At 72.3% G+C, this 20,741-nt stretch carries 22 protein-coding genes; 12 read left to right on the forward strand and 10 right to left on the reverse strand.

What is annotated here, in order from left to right:
- Positions 1–30 precede the first annotated feature (30 nt).
- Positions 31–1,716 (reverse strand): maltose alpha-D-glucosyltransferase, encoded by a 1,686-nt coding sequence (treS, locus tag HT134_RS15140; protein ID WP_175600957.1) that lies wholly within the window; start codon positions 1,714–1,716, stop codon positions 31–33.
- A gap of 275 nt (positions 1,717–1,991) precedes the next feature.
- A complete protein-coding gene (locus HT134_RS15145; RefSeq protein ID WP_175600958.1) occupies positions 1,992–3,632 on the reverse strand; it encodes an asparagine synthetase B family protein in 1,641 nt (546 codons plus the stop codon).
- Positions 3,633–3,700: 68 nt separating this feature from the next.
- Between HT134_RS15145 and HT134_RS15150 the strand changes: the two genes are divergently transcribed.
- The 4 genes from HT134_RS15150 to HT134_RS15165 all read left to right on the forward strand — a co-directional run bounded on the left by HT134_RS15150 (position 3,701) and on the right by HT134_RS15165 (position 9,069).
- A complete protein-coding gene (locus HT134_RS15150; RefSeq protein ID WP_312888133.1) occupies positions 3,701–5,548 on the forward strand; it encodes a hypothetical protein in 1,848 nt (615 codons plus the stop codon).
- A 25-nt stretch (positions 5,549–5,573) separates the two neighbouring features.
- Positions 5,574–6,236 (forward strand): DALR anticodon-binding domain-containing protein, encoded by a 663-nt coding sequence (locus HT134_RS15155; RefSeq protein WP_175600959.1) that lies wholly within the window; start codon positions 5,574–5,576, stop codon positions 6,234–6,236.
- A gap of 143 nt (positions 6,237–6,379) precedes the next feature.
- Complete coding sequence (gene lysA, locus HT134_RS15160) at positions 6,380–7,762, forward strand: diaminopimelate decarboxylase (RefSeq protein WP_175600960.1); 1,383 nt, start codon at positions 6,380–6,382, stop codon at positions 7,760–7,762.
- Positions 7,763–7,779: 17 nt separating this feature from the next.
- Positions 7,780–9,069 (forward strand): homoserine dehydrogenase, encoded by a 1,290-nt coding sequence (locus tag HT134_RS15165; RefSeq protein ID WP_312888134.1) that lies wholly within the window; start codon positions 7,780–7,782, stop codon positions 9,067–9,069.
- Between the two features lie 716 nt (positions 9,070–9,785).
- On the opposite strand, the gene HT134_RS15170 is transcribed toward HT134_RS15165, so the two are convergent.
- Positions 9,786–10,190 (reverse strand): hypothetical protein, encoded by a 405-nt coding sequence (locus HT134_RS15170; RefSeq protein WP_175600961.1) that lies wholly within the window; start codon positions 10,188–10,190, stop codon positions 9,786–9,788.
- A 113-nt stretch (positions 10,191–10,303) separates the two neighbouring features.
- On the opposite strand from HT134_RS15170, the gene HT134_RS47635 reads away from it, so the two are divergent.
- A complete protein-coding gene (locus HT134_RS47635) occupies positions 10,304–10,882 on the forward strand; it encodes a TetR/AcrR family transcriptional regulator (protein WP_175600962.1) in 579 nt (192 codons plus the stop codon).
- On the forward strand, positions 10,879–11,565 hold the full coding sequence (locus HT134_RS15180) for a maleylpyruvate isomerase family mycothiol-dependent enzyme (protein ID WP_217707824.1): 687 nt from the start codon (positions 10,879–10,881) through the stop codon (positions 11,563–11,565). The genes HT134_RS47635 and HT134_RS15180 overlap by 4 nt, the downstream gene beginning before the upstream one ends.
- 42 nt (positions 11,566–11,607) lie before the next feature.
- Here the strand turns inward: HT134_RS15180 and HT134_RS45615 are convergent, their stop codons facing one another.
- Complete coding sequence (locus HT134_RS45615; protein ID WP_246364393.1) at positions 11,608–13,227, reverse strand: alcohol dehydrogenase catalytic domain-containing protein; 1,620 nt, start codon at positions 13,225–13,227, stop codon at positions 11,608–11,610.
- Positions 13,228–13,317: 90 nt separating this feature from the next.
- Here HT134_RS45615 and HT134_RS15190 point away from each other — a divergent pair, with 90 nt between their 5' ends.
- Positions 13,318–14,286 (forward strand): AraC family transcriptional regulator, encoded by a 969-nt coding sequence (locus HT134_RS15190; RefSeq protein WP_175600963.1) that lies wholly within the window; start codon positions 13,318–13,320, stop codon positions 14,284–14,286.
- On the opposite strand, the gene HT134_RS15195 is transcribed toward HT134_RS15190, so the two are convergent.
- The gene (locus HT134_RS15195) at positions 14,283–14,741 is read right to left on the reverse strand and encodes a nuclear transport factor 2 family protein (RefSeq protein WP_175600964.1); all 459 of its coding nucleotides are present in this window, start codon (positions 14,739–14,741) and stop codon (positions 14,283–14,285) included. The two genes, HT134_RS15190 and HT134_RS15195, sit on opposite strands and share 4 nt — an antisense overlap.
- A 114-nt stretch (positions 14,742–14,855) precedes the next feature.
- Between HT134_RS15195 and HT134_RS15200 the strand changes: the two genes are divergently transcribed.
- Positions 14,856–15,461 carry a TetR/AcrR family transcriptional regulator gene (locus tag HT134_RS15200; RefSeq protein WP_175600965.1) on the forward strand — a complete coding sequence of 202 codons (606 nt, stop codon included), beginning with the start codon at positions 14,856–14,858 and terminating at the stop codon, positions 15,459–15,461.
- A gap of 359 nt (positions 15,462–15,820) precedes the next feature.
- Here HT134_RS15200 and HT134_RS15205 read toward each other — a convergent pair whose 3' ends face one another.
- The 3 genes from HT134_RS15205 to HT134_RS15215 form a co-directional block, all read right to left on the reverse strand.
- Positions 15,821–16,639: a patatin-like phospholipase family protein gene (locus HT134_RS15205; RefSeq protein WP_175600966.1), complete on the reverse strand. Its 819-nt coding sequence runs from the start codon at positions 16,637–16,639 to the stop codon at positions 15,821–15,823.
- Complete coding sequence (locus HT134_RS15210) at positions 16,636–16,836, reverse strand: hypothetical protein (RefSeq protein ID WP_175600967.1); 201 nt, start codon at positions 16,834–16,836, stop codon at positions 16,636–16,638. Before HT134_RS15210 ends, HT134_RS15205 begins: the two co-directional genes overlap by 4 nt.
- A 151-nt stretch (positions 16,837–16,987) precedes the next feature.
- Entirely contained in the window at positions 16,988–17,452 is a 465-nt protein-coding gene (locus tag HT134_RS15215; protein ID WP_175600968.1) for a MarR family winged helix-turn-helix transcriptional regulator, read from the reverse strand.
- A gap of 127 nt (positions 17,453–17,579) precedes the next feature.
- Between HT134_RS15215 and HT134_RS15220 the strand changes: the two genes are divergently transcribed.
- Genes HT134_RS15220 through HT134_RS15235 form a run of 4 tightly spaced genes read left to right on the forward strand, consistent with a single transcriptional unit; the run spans position 17,580 to position 19,411 of the window.
- Complete coding sequence (locus HT134_RS15220; RefSeq protein ID WP_175600969.1) at positions 17,580–17,924, forward strand: DMT family transporter; 345 nt, start codon at positions 17,580–17,582, stop codon at positions 17,922–17,924.
- Between the two features lie 33 nt (positions 17,925–17,957).
- Entirely contained in the window at positions 17,958–18,278 is a 321-nt protein-coding gene (locus HT134_RS15225) for a DMT family transporter (protein ID WP_175600970.1), read from the forward strand.
- 6 nt (positions 18,279–18,284) lie between these two features.
- Positions 18,285–18,773 carry a nucleoside deaminase gene (locus tag HT134_RS15230; protein ID WP_175600971.1) on the forward strand — a complete coding sequence of 163 codons (489 nt, stop codon included), beginning with the start codon at positions 18,285–18,287 and terminating at the stop codon, positions 18,771–18,773.
- Positions 18,770–19,411 (forward strand): DsbA family oxidoreductase, encoded by a 642-nt coding sequence (locus tag HT134_RS15235; protein WP_175600972.1) that lies wholly within the window; start codon positions 18,770–18,772, stop codon positions 19,409–19,411. The genes HT134_RS15230 and HT134_RS15235 overlap by 4 nt, the downstream gene beginning before the upstream one ends.
- 63 nt (positions 19,412–19,474) lie before the next feature.
- On the opposite strand, the gene HT134_RS15240 is transcribed toward HT134_RS15235, so the two are convergent.
- Both HT134_RS15240 and HT134_RS15245 read right to left on the reverse strand, forming a co-directional pair.
- Positions 19,475–19,768, reverse strand: coding sequence for a hypothetical protein (locus HT134_RS15240; RefSeq protein WP_175600973.1), 294 nt, complete (start codon positions 19,766–19,768; stop codon positions 19,475–19,477).
- A 41-nt stretch (positions 19,769–19,809) separates the two neighbouring features.
- Positions 19,810–20,685, reverse strand: coding sequence for an alpha/beta fold hydrolase (locus tag HT134_RS15245; RefSeq protein ID WP_175600974.1), 876 nt, complete (start codon positions 20,683–20,685; stop codon positions 19,810–19,812).
- Positions 20,686–20,741: the final 56 nt, after the last annotated feature.

The following is a 20,741-nucleotide window of genomic DNA, read 5'->3' on the forward strand; positions in this document are numbered from 1 at the left end:
CCGGCACCTGTCCCCTCCTCGCCGCGCCGGTTACTTCAGCGCGAACCAGTAGAAGCCGTGGCCCGGCAGGGTGAGCGTGTACGGGGCCTCGCCGATCACGGGGAACGGCACCCCGCCCCGCGCCTCCACCGGCGTCAGCCCGGCGAAGCGGCGCAGGTCGAGCTCCACCGGCTGGGGGAACTTCGACAGGTTGTTCACGCACAGCATCACGTCCTCGCCCTCCTCGCGGACGAACGTGAGCACGCACGTGTTGGACGACCACATCTCGGTGTAGGAGCCGGTGCCGAACACCGGGTGGTCGCGGCGGATCTCCAGCATGCTGCGCGTGAAGTGCAGCAGCGAGCTGGGGTTGCGCTGCTGGGCCTCGACGTTGACCGCCTGGTAGCCGTAGATCGGGTCCATGACGGCGGGCAGGTAGAGGCGGCCGGGGTCGGCCGTGGAGAACCCGGCGTTGCGGTCGGGGCTCCACTGCATCGGGGTGCGGACCGCGTCGCGGTCCTCCAGCCAGATGTTGTCGCCCATGCCGATCTCGTCGCCGTAGTACATGACCGGCGAGCCCGGCAGGCTCAGCAGCAGCGCCGTGAACAGCTCGATGCGGTCACGGTCGTTGTCGAGCAGCGGCGCGAGGCGGCGGCGGATGCCGAGGTAGGCCCGCATGCGCGGGTCCTTGGCGTACTCGGCGTGCATGTAGTCGCGCTCCTCCTCCGTCACCGTCTCGAGCGTCAGCTCGTCGTGGTTGCGGAGGAAGATGCCCCACTGCGCCTTGTCGGGCAGCTTCGGCGTGCGCGACATGATCTCGGAGATCGGCTCGCGCGTCTGCTTCTTGACCGCCATGTAGATGCGCGGCATCAGCGGGAAGTGGAAGGCCATGTGGCACTCGTCGCCGCCCGTGGTGGGGTCGCCGAAGTACTCGACGACGTCCTCGGGCCAGCCGTTGGCCTCGGCCAGCAGCACCCGGTCCGGGTAGAGGCGATCGACCTCGGCGCGGACCTTCTTCAGGTACGCGTGCGTCTCCGGCAGGCCGGAGCAGGCGGTGCCCTCGCGCTCGAACAGGTACGGCACGGCGTCCAGGCGGAAGCCGTCGATGCCGAGGTCCAGCCAGAACCTCAGCACCTCCAGCATGGCCTCCTGCACCGCCGGGTTGTCGTAGTTGAGGTCCGGCTGGTGGTGGAAGAAGCGGTGCCAGTAGTACTGCTTGCGCACCGGGTCGTAGGTCCAGTTGGACTCCTCGGCCCCGATGAAGATGATCGGCGCGTCGGGGTAGCCGGTCGGCTCGTCGGACCAGACGTAGAAGTCGCCGTACGGACCCTCGGGGTCGTGCCGGGACGCCTGGAACCACGGGTGCCGATCACTTGTGTGGTTCATCACCAGGTCGGTGATGATGCGCAGGCCGCGCTCGTGCGCCGACTCGATGAGCTGCACGAAGTCACCCAGGTCCCCGAAGTCGGGGAGGATCTTCATGTAGTCCGAGATGTCGTAGCCGCCGTCGCGCAGCGGCGACTCGTACAGCGGGAGCAGCCACAGGCAGTCCACGCCGAGCCATTCGAGATAGTCCAGCTTCTCGACGAGACCGCGCAGGTCGCCTGTGCCGTCGCCGTTGGAGTCCTTGAACCCCCGGACGAGAACCTCGTAGAACACCGCCCGCTTGTACCAGAGAGGATCCTCCGAGACGAAGGTCTCGGCGATCGGCTCCGGCGATGGGGATGCGTTGATCATGTGTCGCTCACAGAAGGAGATGTGGGCAGGACGGAGTCACCGGTTCCCCGGCGTTGTCATAGGTGACCGCGCCGCCTGGGGACGTCATCCCTGCGAACCCCATGCCCTCGACGGGCCCGGATTTGTGATCCGGTGCCCGCTTGTGCGGCGCTTACGGGCCGAACACTACCAGCCCCTTGGCTTTCCGGAACCCGGTTGTGCTGTGATCTCGTTCTACCCCTGGAGATCGAGATGTAATCGTCCTGTTACCGGGCGTTCATCAGGAAAGGTGGCGACTAGAAAGGCGGCGCCAGCTCGCCGAGATCGTTCTCGAAGTCGTTCAGCCAGAGGCCCAGCAGCACCAGGCCGCGCACCCAGAACCTGTCGTTCCACCCGCCGAAGCGCGTGAGCGCGTCGGGGCCGCCCCACACCACCTCGTGCAGCTCCTCCGACAGCAGCGCCGGCACCCGCTCGGCGACCGTCTGCAGCATCTGGTGCGCGTAGGCCCGCGCGGGGGCGGCCGTGGAACGCAGCGGGACCCGCCGCAGCGGCTGCTTGACCACGTTCGTGGACGGCAGCGCCGCCACGCGCGGGTTGGCCGCGTGCAGCAGCTCCCGGTAGAAACGGCCCTTGTCCTTGCGGGACACGCCCACCGACAGCGCCGCGTCGAAGAAGTCGGGATGGATGAACGGGGCCGCGAACGACGCCTCCGGCCCCACCAGGTTGACCGCCGAGCGGGCGATGCCGCGCACGGTGCGCGTGTGCAGCACCGACAGCGGCAGCTCGGCCCGGTGCCCGTGGAGCATCGAGGTGGCGGCGGCGAACTGCTCCCGGACCGTCTCCTCGATCCACTCGTGCGCCCGCTGCGACAGGAACGGCCGCGACGGCTCGCCCAGGCTCAGCGAGCGCAGCACCGCGGCCGAGCGCTCGGCCTGCGACGTCGCCTCCAGCGCGGCGCCGCTGACCATGAAGTTCTTCAGCAGGGGGCCGCCCGCCAGCCCGTCGATCAGCATCCGCCCGGCCCCGTGGACCTCCTTGGCGAACGGCGCGTACCAGGCGTGGTGCGGCGTCAGGTACTCCAGCCGGCGCGCCACCTCGCGGGCGTCGCCGGGATAGGAGGCGGCGTCCTGCGTGATCACCCGGTGCGGGACGCGCAGCTCACGCGTGATCGCCCGGGCGAACGCGATGTCGGTGTCGGTGCCGTCGTCCGGGCTGGTCGTCCACGACTCCACGTCGGCGCCGCGCGCCACGGCCACCGCGCACAGCAGCCGCGAGTCGTAGCCGCCGCTGACCGGCACGAGCAGCCTGCGGCCCTCGTAGTCCCGGTAGACCTCGTGCAGGATCTCCAGCAGCTCGCCGGCGCTGATCCACGTCTCGTACGGCTCGCCGCGCAGCCAGCGCGGCAGCCGCCGCTCCGTGGCCAGCCGCCCCTGGTCCCAGACCAGCGCGCTCGACCCGGGCAGCCGCCTGACCCCCGCGAACGGCGTGGCCTCGCCCAGCGGGAACGTCACCTGGATGATCGACGCCCACGCCTCCCAGTCGATCTCCACCGGCACCAGCGCCAGCAGCGGCTGGATCAGCGACGAGAAGTAGACGGCCTCGCCCAGCCGCACGTAGTAGACGTCGACCAGGCCCAGCGCCCCGGCGTGCAGTGTGACCCGCTCGCCCGCGCCGATCATGCCCGGCGTCTCGTACGTCTCCGCCACCGCCATCCAGCCGCCCTCGGGCGCGCCGGACGGCCTGCGCTCGCCCCAGGCGAACGCGAAGGAGCCCTCTCCGCGGTGGTACGGCGGCAGTGGCGCCGAGCTGAACAGCGCGGCCCCGTCCGCCTGCAGGGCCGGCCGCACCCGCGGCCCGGCCCCCGTGAGCTTGCCCAGCACGACGGGGTCGATCCGGCCGAGAGCGCCGCAGACGTAGGGCCGCACGTTGAACTGCACCGGATCTCATCCCTTCGAGACGCTTCCGCAGAAGAGTATCCTTTGCCCGGCTGGCAAACGGAGGTCTGGTGAGCACTGAGCTGGAGAGCACGAGGCGCGCGCTGCGTGACGCGATCGCCCAGGCGGAGCACGCGGCCGAGCTGGCCCGCCTGCTCGACGCGGCCCAGGCCCGCCTGGCCGAGGCGGAGCGGAGCGCCGAGGAGGTCAAGGCGCTGGCCGACCGGCTGGCCGAGGCCGAGGAGCTGCTGGCCGACGAGCGGGCCGCCGCCGAGAAGCTGCGCAAGGAGCTCGCCGAGCAGCGCTACCAGGCCGAGGTGGCCAACTGGAAGCTCTCCTCCATCAAGGTCGCCCGCTGGAACCGCCTCGGCGACGCCATTAAGAGCGGCAGGAGCAACCCCGTCCTGCTGGCCAAGGGCCTCAAGGGCGCGGCCAAGCCGGTCAAGCGGCCCACCGCGCCCAAGCGCCGGCCGGTCGCCGTCCAGCGGGCCAAGGACGAGCGGCCCGGCGCCGCCTACCAGGCCACCACCTCCACCCGCACGCTCGGCGGCCACTCCTTCAAGCTCAAGCCGTACCGGATACCGACCGGGCCCAACACCCGCCCCCACCTCACCGCCGCGGTGATCGCCGACCCGCACGCGGAGGCGCTGCTGCGCTACGAGTGGCGGCAGACGACCGGCTTCACCCCGCGCGACTTCGCCCGCGTCCTCCCGCAGGAGGTGCCGCACCTGCTCGTCGTCGAGTCGGTCAAGGGCGGCCCGTGGGCGGAGGAGATCACCGGCGAGCCCGGCGAGGGCCTGCGGGCGCTGCTCGGCTGGTGCGCCGAGCGGGGCATCCGCACGGTGTTCTGGCACACGGGCGGCGACGTGGCCCCGTACCGGGCCGCCGCCGCGCTGTTCGAGCACCGCTTCAGCGCCGACCCCGCCACCGGCTGGCCCCGCCTGTCCTTCGGCGTCCAGCCGCGGGTGCACAACCCCATCCCGCTGTCCGGCGGGCGCATCGACCGGGTGCTCACCCTGGAGCAGCTCCTGCCCGGCCACCTGGCCTACCCCGACGTGCTCACCTCCTACCGCTGGCCCGCCGCCGTGGACTGCCCGCCCGGCACCCCGCCGTGGCGGCTGGCGGAGATCGCCGCCTGCGGCACCCCCATCGGCGACGAGGCCGACACCCGCCGCGCCCACGTCGCCCTGCGCCGCGCCTACGACGGCGGCACCATGACCGAGCGGATCGACGACCTGCTGGAGCGGATCGGCCTGCCCAGCGCCCGGGCCACCCTGGAGGTCTCGCTGCTGCTGCCGATCCTCGACCGCTTCCTGATGGAGCACGCGCTCGCCCAGGTGGCCCGGCAGTCGGTGCGGCCGGCGCAGCTCATCGTGTTCGGACCGCCCGAGGCCGAGCAGCGCGCCGCCGACGTCGTGCCCGACGTCGAGGTCGTCTTCCGCCACCTCGACCCGTCGCTGTCGGCGGGGGCCATGCTCGGGCGCGGCCTCGACCTGTGCGAGGCCGACCTCGTGGGCGTCATGGACCCGCGCGACGTCTACGGCACCCACTACCTCGCCGACCTGCGCCGCGCGTTCCTGTTCAGCACGGCCGACATCGTCGGCAAGGCCGCCTACTACACCCACCTGCGCAAGCCGCAGGCCACGCTGCTCAAGCAGCCCGAGGCCGAGTACACCTACCTGCCGGAGGTGGCCGGCGCCACGCTGCTGGCCCGCCGCAACACCCTGCGCCAGCTCGGCTTCGCCGATCTCACGGACGGCTGGGACGACGTGCTCATGCGGCAGTGCCGGGCCGACGGGGTCAAGGTCTTCTCGGCCGACCGGTTCGGGTACGTCCGGGTGCGCGACGAGGACCGCTGGCTGCTGGGCGCCGCCCACCTGGTCGAGTACGGCTCGGCCGAGCCGCACGCGCTCATCTGAGCCGCCCCGTTCCTAGGCTTGGGACATGACGCCTGAGCAGCGGCTCGCCGAGGTGCTCGGGGAGGCGCCGGCCCCCGAGGGCTCCTGGGAGCGCGAGGCCGCCTACCTGTCGGCCGCCGCCCGCAGGCTGGGCGTGCCCGCCGCCGGGCTGGCCGCGCGGGTGCGCGCCGTCGAAGGGGTGGCGGCCGTGGAGGAGCGGCCGAACGGGTTCCTGCGCATCGTCGTCGAGGTGCCCGGGCGGCTGGTCGAGACGGTCGGGCCGCTGTCCCTGCCCGACCCGTGGCCCGACTTCCCGCGCACCTGGGACAACCCCGGCTTCGCCGTGCGTTACGGCCACGCGCGGGCCGTGGCGGTGCGCCGCCGGGCGCGCGACCTCGGGGTGCCGGAGGCGGGCTTCCGGCCGGAGCTGCTGGCCGATCCGCGTGACCGGGCGGTGCTGCGGGTCCTCGCCGAGCTGCCCGGCCGGCTGGCCAAGGACCCCGAGCCGCCCGGGCGGCCGGCCCGGGGCGAGGGGGCGAGGAGCGCGTGGACGGCGTACGCGGTGCGGCTGGCGATGGCCTACCACGACGCGTACGAGCTGGCGCCGGCCCTGCCGGTGGGCGACGAGGAGCCGTCGCCGCTGCACACGGCGCGCGTGCGGCTGGCGCGGGCGGTGGAGGGCGTCCTGCCGGGTCCGGACCGCCTGTGACAGGGTCCGTCATTCCACCGCGATTACAAGATATTCGGCCAAGCAACGAAAAATCGTAAAATTTTCCCTTCTGGGGGGTGATCGCGTCTCGATACGTGGTCAGCGGGTCCTGGGGGCTGGACTGTTCCGATAGCCTCGATCGGGTGAGTCGATTCGCCCATCCCGCAGGGGACCGGCACGCCGAGATGCTGCCGCACGAGCGCCCGCCGCTCCCGCCCGCCGACCTCAACCGGATCAACCCCGCGATCTGGCCGCGAACGTCCGGGCGGACCGACGGCACGCTCACGATCGGTCATGTCGACGTCCGCGACCTCGCCCGCGAGCACGGCACGCCGCTGTTCGTCCTGGACGAGCACGACGTGCGCGCGCGCATGCGCGACTACGTCACCGCGTTCGCCGGCTCCGACGTCCACTACGCCGGCAAGGCGTTCCTGTGCAGGGAGATCGTCCGCTGGCTGCACGACGAGGGCCTCGGCCTCGACGTGGCCAGCGGCGGCGAGCTGGCCGTGGCGCTCAGCGTGGACTTCCCGCCCGAGCGCATCACGATGCACGGCAACAACAAGTCCGTCGCCGAGCTGACCCGCGCCCTGGAGGTGGGCGTCGGCCGCATCGTGGTCGACTCCTTCGAGGAGATCGCCCGGCTCGGATACCTGGCCGAGCAGCACGGCAAGCGGCCCAAGGTGATGATCCGCGTCACCACGGGCGTCGAGGCCCACACCCACGAGTTCATCGCCACGGCCCACGACGACCAGAAGTTCGGCCTGTCGCTGAACGCCGGCGCCGCCGCCGAGGCCGTGCGCCGCATCCTCGCGCTGCCGTCCCTGGAGCTCGTCGGCCTGCACTCGCACATCGGTTCGCAGATCGTCGACACGGCCGGGTTCGAGGTGGCCGCCCGCCGCCTGGCCGGCCTGCTCGTGCAGATCAAGGACGAGCACGGCGTGGTCCTGCCCGAGCTCGACCTCGGCGGCGGCTACGGCATCGCGTACGTCGAGGACGACGAGGCCCCCGACGTCAAGGAGATCGCCGACGGCCTGCGCGAGATCGTCACCAAGGTGTGCGAGGACGCCGGCCTGCCCGTGCCCCGCCTCACGGTCGAGCCGGGCCGCGCCATCGTCGGCCCCGGCGGCGTCACCCTCTACGAGGTCGGCACCGTCAAGGACGTCGAGGGCCTGCGCACGTACGTCAGCATCGACGGCGGCATGAGCGACAACGTCCGCACCGCCCTGTACGGCGCCGAGTACACGGTCACCCTCGCCAGCCGCGCCAGCACGGCCGAACCCATGCTCAGCCGCGTCGTCGGCAAGCACTGCGAGAGCGGTGACATCGTCGTCCGCGACTGCTTCCTGCCGTCCGACCTCGCGCCGGGCGACCTGCTGGCCGTCGCCGCGACCGGCGCCTACTGCCGCTCGCTGGCCAGCAACTACAACTACCTGCCCAGGCCCGCCGTGGTCGCCGTCGCCGACGGCGCGGCCCGCGTGATCGTGCGGGGCGAGACCGAGGACGACCTGTTGAGGGGGCAGCTGTGAAAGCCGAGGGAGCAGCGGTGAAACCGCTGAAAGTCGCTCTGCTGGGCTGCGGCGTCGTCGGCTCCCAGGTCATCCGCCTGCTGCACGAGCAGGACGGCGACCTGGCCGCCCGCGTCGGCGCCCCGCTGGAGCTGGCCGGGGTCGCCGTGCGCCGCCTGGGCCGCAAGCGCGACGTCGACGTCGCCCCCGAGCTGCTCACCACCGACGCCGAGGCGCTGGTCACCCGCGACGACATCGACATCGTCGTCGAGGTGATCGGCGGCATCGAGCCGGCCCGCTCGCTCATCGTGGCGGCGCTCAACCGCGGCAAGTCCGTGGTCACCGCCAACAAGGCGCTGCTCGCCGAGGACGGCGCCACCCTGCACGAGGCGGCCCGCGCCGGCAACGGCGACCTGTACTTCGAGGCCAGCGTCGCCGGCGCCATCCCGCTGCTGCGCCCGCTGCGCGAGTCGCTGGCCGGCGACCGGGTGCGGCGCGTGCTCGGCATCGTCAACGGCACCACCAACTACATCCTCGACAAGATGGACTCCACGGGCGCGTCCTTCACCGACGCCCTGGAGGAGGCCCAGACGCTCGGCTACGCCGAGGCCGACCCCACGGCCGACGTCGAGGGCTTCGACGCCGCCGCCAAGGCCGCCATCCTGGCCGGGCTCGCCTTCCACAGCCGCGTCACGGCCGCCGACGTGCACCGCGAGGGCATCACCGAGATCACCGCCACCGACGTCGCCTCGGCCAAGGCCATGGGCTACGTCATCAAGCTGCTGGCCATCTGCGCCCGCTCCGACGACGGCCGCTCCGTCGGCGTGCGCGTCCACCCGGCGATGATCCCGCGGACCCACCCGCTGGCGGGGGTGCGCGAGGCGTACAACGCGGTGTTCGTGGAGGCGGAGTCCGCCGGCCAGCTCATGTTCTACGGCAAGGGCGCGGGTGGCGCGCCGACGGCCTCCGCCGTGCTCGGCGACCTGGTGGCCGTGGCCCGCAACCGCCTGGCCGGCACGCGCGGGCCGGAGGAGTCCACCTACGCCTCGCTCAGCGTCCACCCGATGGGCGACACGGTCACCCGCTGCCACGTGGCCCTGGACGTCGCCGACAAGCCGGGCGTGCTGGCGCGCGTCGCGGAGCTGTTCGCGGCCCACGACGTCTCCATCCAGACCGTACGCCAGGAGGGCCACGGCGACGACGCCCAGCTCGTCATCGTCACCCACCGGGCGACGGACGCTGCCCTGACGGCCACGATGAAGGCGCTGCGCGACCTGGACATCGTCCGCGCGGTGGCCAGCGTGATGCGCGTCGAGGGCGACGACTAGGACCGGCTCTCGAAAGTAGGACCGGCTCTCGAAAGGCAAGGTCCTCGCAAGAGACCGCGCTTCGCGCGACCGGGCTCGGGCTGTGACAGTGGGGGAGCCCAGCTCCCCCACACCCCCTTGGCAAGGGGCCTCCCGGCCCCCTGCACCCCCGAGCGTCGCCCTCGCACTGTCTATGAACAGTCGTTGTCAGCCCCCGACTGATCTGCTGAACCGGAGCCGCTCACAGGAGCCTTCAGTGGCAAGGGCCTCCCCGACATGGACCTGCCTGGTGGGCCTTTCGTCCAGGTCGGCGCAATGGAACCCGACGACCGAGCAGCGCCCACCCTCCTGGTGTTCGCCGGAGGCCAGGTGGTGCCTCCGCCAAGCCGCGACGCCGACGTACAGTGGCATGATCTCCCACTTGTCGCCGTACTTCTCCACCGACCGCTTGCCGGTCCGGATCTCTGATTCGGGATCCCGGAAGTTGCCGCTTCCCGGCCACAGGACGAGCCGAACGCGTGTCGACGGCGATGGGGGGCCGCCGACGCGGGGCTCGCTGCTGATCGCATGGCGAGTGAGTCAGCGGTTCAGGAAATCATGCGCGGGACGGCTCCATGGCGGAATGTGCCGAAGGTGAGAGAGGCCCGTGAACATCTCGGGGCCGTCTCCTCCAGTGATGTGCCCAAGGTTTGACACCGCCGGCTTGAAGCCGGACGTCCGGTCAGGTGCCGCGCTGGTCAGCCGGTGCTCGTCGGTCCGGGAGTGTCGATCCAGCGGGCGGCGGCGTCGAAGGTGTCCGTCGGGGTGCTGTTGAACGCGATCGCCGCGCCGGGAGCGTGCCGTCGGACCAGGTTGACGACCTGCTCGAACAGCTCAACCTGATCGTCGGCTTTCCGCACGCCGCCGCCGATGACGACGCATTCCCAGGGCCGCGCGCGCAGGGCACGGGTGACGGTCGTCTCCACGTCGTCGCTGCCGTCGAGGCCGAACAGGCAGGTCTCGACGCCGACGCCGTGCTCGGCGAACCGGGCGATGCCGACCTCGATCGCGTCGGCCACCGGCTTCGGGTCCCAGGACCCGGGGACGCGATACGGGTCGAGGCCGATCACGAGGACGCGGGGTGCCGGGGCTGTGGTGTCCACACCCGAGACCTTACGCCGCCGGGGTCGCGGCGCGTGGCGATCCAGCGGGACTACGATCGTTGTATTGATGACAACTATTGTAGTGATAGGCACTACCATCGTAGTCTGGATGTGTGGCGAACAGACGCGACGACCTTCTCGACGCCGCGATCTCCGTACTCGGCGAGCGCGGCATCCACGGGCTGACCCATCGCGCCGTCGACGCCGCCGCGGGGCTCCCGGCCGGTTCGACCTCCAACCACTTCCGCACCCGCGATCTCCTCCTCGACGCCGTGGTGCGGCGGTTCGCCGTCCGTGAGCGCGCCAACTGGGAGGACATCGCGGTCAAGGTGTGTCCCACCACGCCGCGGGAGCTGGCCCAGGCGCTCGCCGTCTTCGCCCAGGACGCCGCCGGCCCCAACCGGACGCTGACCCTGGCCAGGTACGCCATCCTGGTCGAGGCCGGCATCCGCCCGTCGCTCAGGGCGCAGTTGCTGGACACCGGGGCGCGGGTCAACGCCTGGTTCATGAACTGGCTGCGCGGCGCCGGCTCCGGCGATCCCGCGCGCCACGCGCCTCTGATCATGAACTACTGGACCGGACTCGTCCTGCACCAGCTGGCCGTTCCTGATCCGGAGTTCGATCCGTCCGAACAACTCGTGGCGCTCGTCACGAGCGTCGTGCGCCCGCACACCACGGAGGTGGCGACATGAGCGGCAGACGGCCGAGCGTCCCGGCCGGCATGGACCGCGACCGGGTCTGGCAGGTCATCGACGCGCAGCGGACGAGCCTGGCCGGCCTGCTGGAGGACCTGTCGGACGACGAGTGGCGCCGGCCGTCGCTGTGCCCGGGCTGGACCGTCCGCGACGTCGCGGCGCACCTGACGCTGCAGCAGCTCGGCCTCGCCGACATGATCGGCGTCATGGCCGGGTGGCGCGGCAGCCTCGACCGGACCATCCACCACATGGCCTGCGCTCGCGCCGCGGCCCGGTCGACCGATCAGATCATCGGCGAGATCCGCGGCATGGTCGGTTCACGACGCCACAACATCGGCGTCACCCACCTGGAGACGCTGACCGACGTCCTCGTCCACGGACAGGACATAGCCGTCCCCCTCGGCCGCCGCCACGACATGCCGCCGGAGGCCGCGGCCGTCGCGGCCGGCCGAATGCTGTCCATGCGCTGGCCGCCGCCGCTTCCCTCGGCCCGGAAGCTGGCCGGGTTCCGGCTGACCGCCACCGACGTGTCCTGGTCCGCCGGCGAGGGGCCGGAGGTCCGGGCTCCGATGAGCGCGCTCCTGCTGGTGTGCGCCGGCCGCCTCGCCGCGCTGCCACAGCTGAGCGGAGCCGGTGCCGCCGACCTCACCGCCCGCCTCTCGGCACCGGCGGCGACATAGCGCACCGCCCGCCCCTGTGCCCGGCGACGATCCCCGTCCTGATCAGTGTTCCACCGTCAGGACGACCTTTCCGCGGAGGGCGCCGCGCTCGGCGGCGCGGTGCAGGTCTGCCAGGGACTCCAGCGGGCGGGCGTCCGCCTCGACGTCCACCACACCCTTGTCGATCAGCGCCACGAGCTCGGCGAGCTGGCCCGGGTCGTTGCGGGCCACGAACCGGACGGCACGCGGATGCTCGATCGGCTGGGTGATCGAGACGAACTCCTCGGCCAGCTCCGCCACCGAGGCCGGCACGCCGGCCACCAGGTTGATCAGCACGTCGTTGCCGCCCGGCAGGGGAGTGGTGGTGTAGTCCACGATCTCGTCGGCGCCCCGCGCCCGCACGGCGGCGGCGCTGCGCGGGCCGGCGGTCGCCACCACGTACGCGCCCGCGTGCTTGGCCAGTTGCACGGCGAACAGCCCGACGCCGCCGCCGGCCCCGTTGATCAGTACCCGGCTGCCCCGGCGGATGCGGGCGTGCTCGAACATCGCCTGCCACGCGGTGAGCCCCGCCACCGGCACGGCGGCCGCGTCCGCCAGCGGGATCCGCTCCGGCGCCCTGGCCAGCATGCTCGCCTTCGCGACCGCGTACTCGGCCGCCGCCCCGTCGACGAGCCCGATCACCCGGTCGCCCGGGGCGAACTCACCCGCCCCGGTGACCACGGTGCCCGCGACGTCCCAGCCGAGGGTGTGCGGCAGCGTGACCCCGAGCACGTCCCGCAGCAGGCCCATCCGCAGCCCGACCTCCGACGGGTTGAACGACGTCGCGGCCACCCTGATGAGCACCTCGTCCGGGCCGGGCCTCGGCACCGGCACCTCGTCCAGCGAGATCACCGAGGCGTCGCCGTACTCGTGGATGCGGGCGGCCCGCATGGTGCCGAGGAAGTCGGCGGCGTGCTCGCTCGCCCACGTCTCGAACGTGCGCGCGGGCGCTCCGGTGACCTCCTCCACGGTCCCGGTCGCCGGGCCGGGCTCCGCCAGACCGCGCAGCATCCCGTCCACGGCCGGCTCGGGCCATCCCAGCCCGAGCAGCCGTGACCTGGCCTCTTCCACAGGCTCCTCCTCCCAGCGCACCGGGCGGCCGATCGCGGCGCCGATCACCCGCGCCTGCTCCCGCCGGGTCAGTGGCCGGGGTCCGGTCAGCGTGTGGACCGCGCCGTGGTGCCCTCCGTCGAGCAGCGCGCGCACCGCGACAGCTGCGACGTCCCGCTCGTGGACGGGGGAGAGGACCGTGTCACCGTACGGCTGCCGCACGACGCCCGTGCGGACCTGATCGGCCCAGCGCAAGGTGTTGGCCGCGAACGCGTGCGGGCGCAGCACCGTCCACTCCCGGGCCGTACCCGCGATCAGGCGCTCGATCTCCACCTCGTGCGGGCGGGCGGCGGCCGAGGACAGGTAGACCACCCGCCTCGCTCCGACCAGTTCCAGCACCTCGCGGGCGCCCTCGGCCGAGGCGAACGGCCACAGCAGGAACATCGCGTCGACACCGTCGAGGGCCGCCGCCAGCCTGACCGGGTCGGTCAGCTCCCTCGTCACCGTGCGCACGTCGGCGCCCGCGTCCGCGAGTGCGTTCACCAGAGGGCGGCCGATCGTGCCGGTCGCCCCGCTCACCAGGACTCTTGTCATGCCGTCAAACGTAGGAGCCTGAGGTGAGGCGTTCAATGCGCTGCTGTCCTGCTATTCATACGCGATCGTCTCTCGGGTTAGACTCCGAGCGTGGACGTGCTGAGTGACGTGATCGCCTTCATGCGCATGGGCGTGCCGCGCTCGGCGCGGGTCGAGTGGCCGGCGTCGTGGGGGCAGCGGTTCCCGTCGGTGCCCGGCTCGGCGGGATTCCAGGTGGTGCTGCAGGGCTCGTGCTGGGCGATCCCGTCGGAGGGGGAGCCGATCCCGGTCGGGCCGGGCGACGTGCTGTTCTTCCCCCACGGGCACGGCTACGCGCTGGCCGACTCGCCCACCACCCCCATCGCGGCACCCGACTGTGATCCCCATGCCGACGCCGAGCTGTTCTCCTCGGCCTCCATCGAGGGCGTGGGGCCTGTCACCGTGATGCTCTGCGGCGGTTACCGGCTCGACCCCGGCCGAGCCCATCCCCTGCTCAGCGGGCTGCCCGAGATGATCCACCTGCCCGCCCGGCTGGGGCGCAACGCCGAGCTGCGCGCCGCCGTGGAGCTGCTCGGCAAGGAGATCGAGGCCCCGCGGCCGGGCGCCGACATGGTGGTGTCGGCGCTGCTGGACATGCTGCTGCTGTACATCCTGCGTGCCTGGTTCGACGTCTCGGCGGAGCACTGCGCGGCCGGCGGCTGGGCCGCCGCGCTGGCCGACCCGGCCGTCAGCGCCGCGCTCGACGGCATCCACCGCGACCCGGCCCACCCGTGGACGGTGGAGTCGCTGGGCCGCCGCGGCGGGCTGTCCCGCGCGGCGTTCTCGCGCCGGTTCACCCAGTTGGTCGGGCAGCCGCCGCTGACCTATCTGACCTGGTGGCGGCTGGGCACGGCCGCGCGCATGCTGCGCGACTCCGACGCCGCGCTGAGCGAGGTCGCCGCCGCGGTCGGCTACGGCTCGGAGTTCGCCTTCGCCAACGCCTTCAAGCGTGAGTACGGCATGGCCCCCGGCAGGTACCGCCGCGTGGGCTGCCGGCCCGCGGGACCGACGGCGGCAGGGGCCGCCCCCGTCGTCGGCTAGGCCGGGGCGGCGGCGCCGCCCTCCCGCACGGCCGTGACCAGCGCGTCGAACTGCCCGCGAACCCGGGCGGAGGTGACGTGGTCGAAGTAGTCACGGGAGCTGACGATCTCGCCGTCGCGCACCCGGAGCACGAAGATGCCGGGCAGCGTGAAGGGCTCCCCGGTCTCCTCGACGGTGCCCTGGTACTCGAACTCGGCGACGATGACCTCGGGGTCGGTCGTCTCGTGGATCGTGATGTTGGTGGCCCGGCGCCGCAGCCGGGGGCCGGCGTCGGTCGGCCTGAAGTGCTCGCGCAGCTCGTCGCGGGTGCGGAGCGCGGCGGCGCGAAGCGGGTGGAACGGGTGCACGACATGGGTCTGTTCCGCGTACAGCTCGGGCAGTTCGTTCCAACGGCCCTCCGCGACACCGTTCACGAGCGCGAGGAAGACCTCTCGGGGGCTGAGGACGTGGGTCATGGCACTCTCCTGTCGTCCGCGTCGGCGCGCGGCGGTGTCGACGTACTATCCGAAGTGCGGACTCCGATTATACGGAGTCGTGACTTCGGATAGCGACCCACGAGTGAAAGCGCGATGAGCACCCCAGGTAACCGAGAGACGGGCGGCCGGCAGCCGCGACGCGCTGACGCGCGCACCAACCGCGAGCGGATCCTGACCGTCGCCGAGGAGGTCTTCGGCAAGGGCGGGCCGTCCGCCTCCACCGAGGACGTGGCCCGCCTGGCCAACGTCGGCATCGCCACGGTCTTCCGTCATTTCCCCACCAAGGCGGCGCTGCTGGAGGCCGTGCTCGCGCAGCGGTTCCACCGCCTGCGCGAGCAGGCCGAAACGCTGGGCGACGCCGCGGACCCGGGTGCGGCGTTCTTCGACTTCTTCCGCCACCTCGTCGCCGACGCGGCCGGCAAGATCGCCATAGGCGAGGCCCTGCTCGAAGCCGGCGGCGACGGCGGCGACGCCGCTCAGGCGTCAGCCGGACTGCGCCGGGCGGTCGGCGTCCTGCTGCGGCACGCCCAACGCGCCGGCGCCGTCCGGGCCGACGTCGATCTGCCCGAGGTGTACGCCTTGCTCGTCGCCACCTCACGGGCCTCGGCACAGGCTCACCTCGCGGAGGAGGTGCGCGACCGGATGCTCGTCATCGTCTTCGACGGCCTCGCGCCACCCGGGACGCGCGGCCGCGGATGACGAGCTGAACGCGGCACACGCCCGGCTCGCGAGGCGGCCCGGTGCATCGGAGAGGAGAGCCCTTCGCGTCGGCCTGCCTCAGCCGGGCGTCTCCTCTGTCGTCGGCACAGAGGAGACCTCCGGCTTACGGCAGGCGTGCCGATAAGCCGGAGGTCTCTCCCACCCCGAGCACCACCGAGCTCGCGCTCGGGAACGATCAGGGTCGCATCACCGGGCGCGCCCTGGGGGCTCGCCGTGCTGACGACGATGCTGTTGGCGGGGTACTCCCCTCTCTGCCCTCCACGGTAATGCCCCGGACGCGGCCTCGCGCGGTCCCGGCCGGGACGATGCCCGCCATCCGCGGGCCCGGACGGGTCCGGTCACACGATGTGCTTCCTCAGGGCCTCGGCGGCGTCCGGAGCCTGCCTGACGCCCGCCTGGTACGCGGGTCCCCAGGCGGTACGGTCGCTCAGGTCCGGGCCGAACGCCTCGATCGCCGCGGCGTCCGGCGCCAGCCGTACGACCGTTCCTCCCTCGCCGGCCGCCACCCCGTTCGCGGGGTGCAGGTGCGCCATCGGCTCAGCCACGATCAGCACGCGCGCGTCGGCGGCCAGATCGAGGTTGGCGCCGTTCCTGAGCGCGCCGTCGATGTAACGCCGCCCGTCGACGGTGATCGGCGGCGCGGTCGCGGGGAACGCGGTGCTGGCCGCCACGGCCTCGGGCAGCGACGCGGAGCCGTGCCGGTCCCAGACCACCGCCTCGCCCGTCTCGGCGTCCACCGCCGGGATCAGGAGCGGTCGCTCCGGCCATTCCGCCGCGCCGACCAGGGACCGCATGCGGGCGATGGCGGCGCCCTCGTCGCCGGTCGAGGCGGTGAGCGCCAGCCGGCCGACGCGCCGCAGGGCCTCGGTGCGTGCGAGCCCGCTGTCGCCGAGTGTCGCGAACACCTCCGCGAGTCTCTGCGGGTCGGGCCGAGTGCCGGCTCCGGGGCCGGTCGGCGCGGGAAGCGCGGCGAGCCGTTCGAGGTCTCCTCCACCGGCCAGGATCGCCCCCACGATGGCGCCGGCCGACGTCCCCACGATCAGGTCGGCCGCCCCCAGGTCCACGCCCTCCCGCCGGAGTCCCGCCGCCAGCCCGGCCAGCCACGCCGTGCCGACCGGTCCGCCGGGTCCGAGCACGACCGCGGTGCCCGCCCTCACTGTCCGGCCTCCTCATGCGCGATGCCCTCGTACGCGATGCCCTCGTACGCGATGGCCTCGTACGCGATGCCGCGGCCTCGGAGAGCCGGTGCGTCCGGGCCGAGGTCGCGGGCGACGGCCCGGCGCGGGCGGACGCTGATGCGACCGGCCGGCGACGAGCCGATCCGGCGGGTCTGTTCAACAGGGGTGGAAGTCACAGCCAGAGCCTAGGGAACCTCGGCGGCGCCGGCATCGGCACAAAGCCCTGCCGTCGCTGCGCCGATCGGTCTAGGTCCCGTCCCGGCCGGCCGGGACCTGGGCCTACGGGCGAGTGGCGCCGGCCGCGCGCCCGCACTGTGCCGCCGCAGGTCACTTGCCGGGCCATCCCAGGGCCGCGAGCGCCGTGGTCAGCCGTGGGTCCGCCTGACCCGCCTCCTCCAGTGCGTCCGCGAGCGTCGCCTCGTAGGTGAGACTCGCCTCGGCATGCCGTGCTCTGCCCGCCTCGGTGATGACGGTGTAGACGCCGCGCTTGTCGTCCGGGCACAGGTCCCGGTACGTGTAGTCAGCCGCGTTCAGCCGGGCCACCAGGCGGGTGACCGAGCTCTGGTTGAGCCCGAGCTTGTCGGCCAGCTCCTGCATGCGCAGCTCACCGGTGGGGGAGGCGGCCAGATGGCCGAGCGCGCGGTACTCCGACAGGCCGATGCCGTGCCGCCGCTGGAGGGTGGTGGCGAGGATGTTCTCCACGCGGGAGTGCAGCAGCAGGACGTGGTTCCACGCGCTGGAGACGGCCGACGGTGCGGCGAGCGAGGTCGGGGCGGAAGCTGTCGAACCCATGAGGGCCTCCTCCTGTGGCGGTCCCGGCCCGTGCTGGATGCCGGATTGACAAGAGGATACATGTACATGCAAGCTTCTGTCCGTCACCAAACTGCTTGCATATACATGCAAATAAAGGAGCTCTGGCATGGCTTGGATTCATCTGCTCGTCGCGGCCGTCTTCGAAGTCGTCTTCGCCCTGGCCACCAACGCCACCGAGGGCTTCACCCGGTTGGGGCCGTCCCTGCTCACCGCCGCGGCGGCGGCCGGCGGGATCTTCTTCCTGAGCCAGGCGCTGAAGACGCTGGACGTCGGCGTCGGCTACACCGTCTGGACCGGCATCGGCTCGGTCGGCACCGTGCTGCTCGGCTCGGTCGTCTTCGGCGAGGAGCTCACCGTGTGGAAGGCCGTGGCCTTCGTCCTGATCATCGGCGGCGTCCTGGGGCTCAAGCTCGCCGACCGCCTGTCCGCCGCCGAGCCGTCCGCCTCCTGACCCTCACCCGCCTACTGCCGAAGGAACGTCATCATGGCCTGGATCTATCTCTCCATCGCGATCGTCTTCGAGATCGGCTTCGCGCTCGGGACCAACGCCACCCAGGGTTTCACCCGGCTGTGGCCCTCGGTCTTCACCCTGCTGTCGGCCGCCGGCGGCATCTTCACCCTCGGCCTGGCGCTGAAGACGCTGGACGTCGGCGTCGGCTACACCATCTGGACCGGCATCGGGTCCATCGGCACCGTGGTCCTCGGCGCCCTCATCTACAAGGAGAAGATCACCGCCGCCAAGCTCGCCTCGTTCGCCGCGATCATCGGTGGCGTGGTGCTCCTCAAGGTCGCCGCGGGGTTCTGAGCCACGATGCCGAACGTCGACCGACCCGCCTGGCTGACCGACCGCCTCGACCGGGCCGTCGCCCTGGCTCTCGCCGAGGTGGAGTCCGGCGGGATCCCGTTCTCCGGACTCGTCGTGGACGGCGCGGGAACCGTGCTCGGATCCGGCGTCAACCGGGTCAGGGCCCACCGGGACCCCACCGCCCACGCCGAGATCGTCGCCCTGCGCGACGCCGCACGCAGGCACGGACCCCACGCCCTCGCGGGGACGACCCTGATCGCCTCGGGCGAGCCCTGCCCGCTGTGCTACGTCACCGCACTGTGGTCGGGCATCGGCCGGATCGTCTTCGCCGCCGACCGGAACGCGGCCGCCGCCGCCGGATTCGACTACGTCTCCTCCTACGACGTGTTCGCCGTCCCCGTCGAGCAGTGGCGGCTGTCTCCTCTGCACCTGCCCGTCGAGAACGCGCACGAGCCGTTCCGCGCCTGGCTCGCCCGCCGACAGGAGTCCTCATGACCGTACAGATCAAGATCTGGTCCGACTACGTCTGCCCGTTCTGCCTGCTGGCCAGGCAGCCGATCGCCGAGGCGGTCGCCGGACGCGACGTCACCGTGGAGTGGATGCCCTTCGAGCTGCGGCCGGAGCCCACACCCACGCTCCGCCCCGAAGGCGACTACCTGCGCGGCGTGTGGTCGCGGGTGGTGTATCCCATGGCCAGGAGGATGGGCGTGGAGATCCGGCTGCCCGACGTGTCACCGCAGCCGTACACCCGTCTGGCCTTCGAGGGATACCAGTTCGCCAAGGAGCGCGGCCTGGCCGACGCCTACAACGACCGCCTGCTGCGCGCCTTCTTCGAGGACGGCGCCGACATCGGCGACCTCGACGTCCTGGAACGGCTCGCGGCCGAGCTCGCGCTCCCCGCCGCCGACTTCCGCGCCGCCCTGGAACAGGGGAGCTACGCGGAGGCGCACGCCGCCGCGCTCGCCGAGGCGGCGGCGTACCGGATCGCCGTCGTCCCCACGCTGCTGGTGGGAGACGTCAGGATCGAGGGCATGCCGAAGGCCGACGCGCTGCGCGAGGCCATCGACGGCGCCGAGGCGAAGGAGGCGGACCTCCTGGGGCGCGGCCTCGCCTGCTCCATCGACGGCTGCTGACCGCTCGATCGACGGTTGCTGACCGACCGTCGCCGGTGGACGCCGGTGCCGTGAGGGCGTCGGTCACGCGTCCAACCCGTGGGAACGGTGGTCGATGCCCATCCCGTGGGCGACGGCATTGACGGTCGCCGCGACCCCTCGCCGCGTCAGCGAGTGAACGGCCTCGGTGACGAGCACGAGCCGGCCGTGGCCGGCGACCATGGGGTCGCCGACCGGCGGCCGGCGTGCCCAGTGCCGGACGAACGCGTCGGGGCCTTGCTCCCGGGCCAGGTGGCGTCCTCCTCCACGGCCATCAGGCTGTCGCTGACCGCCCGCGCCGACCGCTCCAGGTCGCCGTCGTTCACGCTCGCGTGCCACTCGAAACGCATACATATGTGCGTCGTGGTCGCTCCGGGAGGTCAGCCGATCAAGGAGCTGATCGCCGCGGTGACGGCGTCGGGCTGGGTCTCCGGCAGGAAGTGCCCGCCGGGAAGCGTCAGCGTGCGGACGTCGCTCGCCCAGCCGTGCCACACCGCCGACGGGTCGAACGGCAGCACCAGATCGCCGGGGTCCTGCCAGATCGCCAGGGTGGGAACCTTGACGCGCCGGCCGGCCCGCCGGTCCTCGTCGTCGTGGGCCGCGTCGGCGAAGGCGCTGGCCCGGTAGTCCTGGCAGATGGCGTGGATCGTCGCCGGGTCGCGCGTGGCGGCCAGGTACGCCTCCCGGACCTCGGCGTCGAACGTGCCGGCCTCGGCCCAGGTGTCGAGGAAGTGCCCGAAGAACGTGTCGGGGTCGGCGCCGATCATCCGTTCGGGCAGGTCGTCGAGCTGGGCGAGGAAGTACAGATGGAAACCGAAGACGCCGCCCACGCCGGCCAGCGACTCCCACATGTCGACGGTGGGAATGACGTCGATCACGCCGAGGTGATCGACGTCGTCGGGATGGTCCAACGCGGCGCGGAAGGCGACCAGCGCCCCGCGGTCATGGCCGACCAGGCCGAACCGCTCGTGGCCGAGCTGTCGCATCAGCGCCACCATGGTCGCCGCGGTGACCCGCTTGGCGTACTGCTCGTGGCCGCCCTCCGGCTTGGCGCTGGCCCCGTAGCCGGGCAGGTCCGGGCAGATGACGCGGAAGCGGCCGGCCAACGCCGGAGCGACGTGCCGCCAGGCCAGATGGGTCTGGGGGAAGCCGTGCAGCAACAGCAGCGGCGGCCCCTCTCCGCCAGAGGCGACATGAAGGTCGAGACCGTTCACCCGGACCGTGTGCTCATCGAAGCCTGAGATCTTCATGGGCATCGGCTCAGCGTGCCATGAGCCACCGACAATTCGTTTGCCTCCCCCGCCTCGCCGGA

The organism is Nonomuraea rhodomycinica, assembly GCF_013363995.1.
Lineage (GTDB): Bacteria > Actinomycetota > Actinomycetes > Streptosporangiales > Streptosporangiaceae > Nonomuraea > Nonomuraea rhodomycinica.

What these genes read in the sequence shown, in the direction of transcription:
- treS (WP_175600957.1), bottom strand. Translation starts at nt 1,716, where the DNA reads ATGATCAACGCATCCCCATCGCCGGAGCCGATCGCCGAGACCTTCGTC.
- HT134_RS15155 (WP_175600959.1), top strand. Translation starts at nt 5,574, where the DNA reads ATGACGCCTGAGCAGCGGCTCGCCGAGGTGCTCGGGGAGGCGCCGGCC.
- HT134_RS15180 (WP_217707824.1), top strand. Translation starts at nt 10,879, where the DNA reads ATGAGCGGCAGACGGCCGAGCGTCCCGGCCGGCATGGACCGCGACCGG.
- HT134_RS45615 (WP_246364393.1), bottom strand. Translation starts at nt 13,227, where the DNA reads ATGACAAGAGTCCTGGTGAGCGGGGCGACCGGCACGATCGGCCGCCCT.
- HT134_RS15195 (WP_175600964.1), bottom strand. Translation starts at nt 14,741, where the DNA reads ATGACCCACGTCCTCAGCCCCCGAGAGGTCTTCCTCGCGCTCGTGAAC.
- HT134_RS15200 (WP_175600965.1), top strand. Translation starts at nt 14,856, where the DNA reads ATGAGCACCCCAGGTAACCGAGAGACGGGCGGCCGGCAGCCGCGACGC.
- HT134_RS15215 (WP_175600968.1), bottom strand. Translation starts at nt 17,452, where the DNA reads ATGGGTTCGACAGCTTCCGCCCCGACCTCGCTCGCCGCACCGTCGGCC.
- HT134_RS15220 (WP_175600969.1), top strand. Translation starts at nt 17,580, where the DNA reads ATGGCTTGGATTCATCTGCTCGTCGCGGCCGTCTTCGAAGTCGTCTTC.
- HT134_RS15225 (WP_175600970.1), top strand. Translation starts at nt 17,958, where the DNA reads ATGGCCTGGATCTATCTCTCCATCGCGATCGTCTTCGAGATCGGCTTC.
- HT134_RS15230 (WP_175600971.1), top strand. Translation starts at nt 18,285, where the DNA reads ATGCCGAACGTCGACCGACCCGCCTGGCTGACCGACCGCCTCGACCGG.
- HT134_RS15235 (WP_175600972.1), top strand. Translation starts at nt 18,770, where the DNA reads ATGACCGTACAGATCAAGATCTGGTCCGACTACGTCTGCCCGTTCTGC.
- HT134_RS15245 (WP_175600974.1), bottom strand. Translation starts at nt 20,685, where the DNA reads ATGCCCATGAAGATCTCAGGCTTCGATGAGCACACGGTCCGGGTGAAC.